Below are 3,192 nucleotides of genomic sequence, written 5' to 3' on the forward strand. Positions count from 1 at the left end.
GCGATCGCCGCATTGCGATGAGAACAAGTGCAAGCAGAACTACAAGCTCATTGCGTTTCCCACAACAGCGCTTTTCTCTACAATTGATGCCATGCCCATGCGTCAGCCAAAAATGCGCTCAAGGGCAATAGCTTGAATGGATAGAAACTGCCGTGCGAACTCTTAAACTACCTTCTGGACAATTAATTCCGGTTCTTGGCATGGGCACCTGGCAGATGGGGGAAAATGCCAGGAATCGCCAAAGCGAAATAGATGCCTTACGCCACGGACTCGATCGGGGTCTAACTCTGATTGACACTGCCGAAATGTATGGCGAAGGCGGTGCAGAAGAAGTAATCGCCCACGCGATCGCTTCTCGTCGGGCGGAAGTCTTTCTAGTCAGCAAGGTCTACCCTCATAACGCCTCGAAACGAGGGACAATTGCTGCCTGCGAAAGAAGTCTCCAGCGGTTGAAAACTGACTATCTTGACCTTTACCTACTGCACTGGCGCGGTTCTGTGCCGCTGGGAGAGACGCTGGAAGCATTGGCGACGCTTCAACAATCCGGCAAAATTCGCAGCTATGGAGTGAGTAATTTTGATGCCAAGGATATGGAAGAAGCGATTGGGTTGAAGGATGGGAAAGGAATTGCTACCAATCAAGTCCTCTACAACCTGATGCGACGGGGAATTGAGTGGAATCTACTGCCCTGGTGTCGGCAACAAGGTATCCCAATCATGGCGTATTCCCCGATTGAGCAAGGGCGTTTGTTGAACAATCAAGCACTCAAGGCGATTGCCCAAGAACGAGAAGTCACTGCGGCTCAAGTGGCGATCGCTTGGTTGTTGCATCAAGAGAATGTGATTGTGATTCCCAAATCCAGCCGGATTGACCATGTAGAGCAGAATTATGCTGCCCTGAATTTGAAATTGAGTGCTGATGAATTGGCTACCTTGGATGCTGCCTTCCCACCACCCACTAAACCTGTTCCTCTACAAATGCTTTAACGACTTACTTCTCCAGGGGTTAATTGCCTCACTCGGCTGGTTGGGGGGCAGCAATAGGCTGGGCAAACTGCCTCCTACTCGCGATCGCGTTAACTCCGGTAATCGAGTTTACCTAACCTCAAGAATAGGTACTCAACTGAATTTATCTTACGTTGGATAGTGCCTCAAATGAGCAATCCGTCTGAATTTTATACCAGGCAGTGGGCATTTGGTCGTCCGACAGGAGGTACTTGATGGTGTCCATTTGGGGTTCTAGAGGCAGTAGCGGCTTTCTTGAGTTGAGATTTCTATTGTCGCTGATCGCTCCTCTCGCGCAAAACCACTTCTTCAGACCTATAGAAGAAATGATTTTGCTCAAATCTCCCTAATAAGGTTCAAGGTTTGGTAGCTCTATTTTTCATCTATCCTGATTGCACCCCCTATAGGCTGTAGTTGATCTACTGAACTCTTTAACAACAAGGACTAAATTATGCCGTTTGTGCTTATTCAAGGTACTTTTGACCCAACTAGTGGGGTTCCCGATGGAGATTCAGTTCGGTTTAAGGCAAACAATGATGATGATGTATTGTTTGACAAGTTAGAGGGGCGAATCGAATTCAAGAGCGGTGGTCAAGTGCAGCTTCGGTACGAAGGCATAGATGCTCTTGAGAAAGCGGCGATTAAACCATTTTCCTCAGACGCTACCGAACGTAATATTGAGTTACTTGGGGGCAAAAAGTCCGGATTGCCAGGATATATCCTTTCTAGCCATGCCGATGGGAATGGACGACCTGTTTGCTTCGTCTTTACCGGCAATCCACCTGATTGGGACAATGCTGGAAGAGGGTATGAACTAAAAGCCGACTTGTTGCGTGAAAGCGTCAACTACAAGCTTCTCCGAGAAGGGCATGTCTATCCTATGTTCTATGAAACCCTCTATAAAGAGTTGCGCGATGAGATGGTGGGTGCAACAGAGGAGGCGCGAGCAGCAAATAGAAGAATTTGGTCAGCCGATCGCTCGACAGAGGGTTTCCAAGTTGATGTACCTCCCGATCTCTCAAAATTACCACCTATCTTTCCTAAACTTTGGCGGCGACTTGAATCGTTTTATCAACGTCGGTCTAATCGCGAAAAAGGAATTGGGGAGTTTATTAGAGAGTTATCCAGGGGAAAAGATCGGCTTGTTACCATTCCTGATGGACGAGCAATCAAGTTTTCCACAGCACTAGAAGCTGAGGGGAATAAGATTAAAATGCTCTACAAACCTGAGGAGATGATGTTTGAGTCTGATGTGCGCTTAGAGCGGATTGCTGCAAGTATTACTACTTCCTCTATCTTTTCGTAAGCATCTTCTTACAAAAGTCCATAGCAGAACACTAGGGGAGGCTGGCAGAAGTTTTGCAGCAGTTACTGAGTGACTTCAAAGGCAGTTTTCTTTCCCGCTCCCCTGCTCCCTTGCTCCCCCACGAACAACTGCTGCATTATTTTCGCCAGCCTCCCCTAGGGACTTGTTTGTCGTGCCGCTTCTCAAAACCGCTACTGTCCACGTTGGACAGACGCAGATTGCACAAAAGATGTGGGGGCGTTGCTGATTTGGTAATGCTATAGCTATTTCACAAGCAGATTCCTTCGTGGAAAAATCATTACTTTTCAGCAACGCCGATGTGGGTTAGATTGTGGCATAGATGATTTGGTCAGGCAGGATAGTTAAGTGGCAAGCGATCTCATTCATCCGTAACGTTTCCTCGCATCGTCTTAAGTTGCGATCGCTTAAAGTCTTCATGGCTGCCGGAACAACCGGGAAGAGTCAAGAGTTGCTCATAGGCTTTCTGGCAATCAATGCAGCATGGGCGTTGGGTAAAGCAAACTGACCATAACAACGCTGAATTTCGACTTGGTAGCCTACCTGTTGCAGCATCGTGGCAATTTCTGCTGCTGCATAGAGTTGCTGGCAATGAACCTCGTCATCTCGACGATAATCGTTTCCTACTTGCCGAAAGGTAATGATTCGCCGAGTCAAGATGTGCTGTGAGTCTTCCTGTTTTTCTACCAAAACAATCCAATCTTCGCCTTCAGTAAAGCTTTTGACTGGAGTTGCAGAAGTCAGCTGTCCAGGTTCTGCAATATCAAAGATAAAAACGCCTCCCGGCGCGAGAGCATCATAGATGCGTTGGAACACCTGGGTAAGTGTTTGGTGGTCGGGGTCAAACAGGTAATTAAAACATTC

2 protein-coding genes and 1 pseudogene are annotated in these 3,192 nt (G+C 47.5%); 2 read left to right on the top strand and 1 reads right to left on the bottom strand.

The window, feature by feature from the left end; translation table 11 throughout:
* Positions 1 to 140: 140 nt before the first annotated feature.
* Together H6F50_RS08090 and H6F50_RS08095 are read left to right on the top strand one after the other, a co-directional pair.
* A complete protein-coding gene (locus H6F50_RS08090; RefSeq protein ID WP_347277148.1) occupies positions 141 to 986 on the top strand; it encodes an aldo/keto reductase in 846 nt (281 codons plus the stop codon).
* A 469-nt stretch (positions 987 to 1,455) separates the two neighbouring features.
* Positions 1,456 to 2,310 (top strand): thermonuclease family protein, encoded by an 855-nt coding sequence (locus tag H6F50_RS08095; RefSeq protein WP_190428211.1) that lies wholly within the window; start codon positions 1,456 to 1,458, stop codon positions 2,308 to 2,310.
* Between the two features lie 462 nt (positions 2,311 to 2,772).
* Here H6F50_RS08095 and H6F50_RS08100 read toward each other — a convergent pair.
* Positions 2,773 to 3,192 (bottom strand): annotated as a pseudogene (locus H6F50_RS08100) (class I SAM-dependent methyltransferase); the annotation flags it as partial.

Source organism: Coleofasciculus sp. FACHB-712 (assembly GCF_014695635.1).
GTDB lineage: Bacteria > Cyanobacteriota > Cyanobacteriia > Cyanobacteriales > FACHB-T130 > FACHB-T130.

What these genes read in the sequence shown, in the direction of transcription:
- H6F50_RS08095 (WP_190428211.1), top strand. Translation starts at nt 1,456, where the DNA reads ATGCCGTTTGTGCTTATTCAAGGTACTTTTGACCCAACTAGTGGGGTT.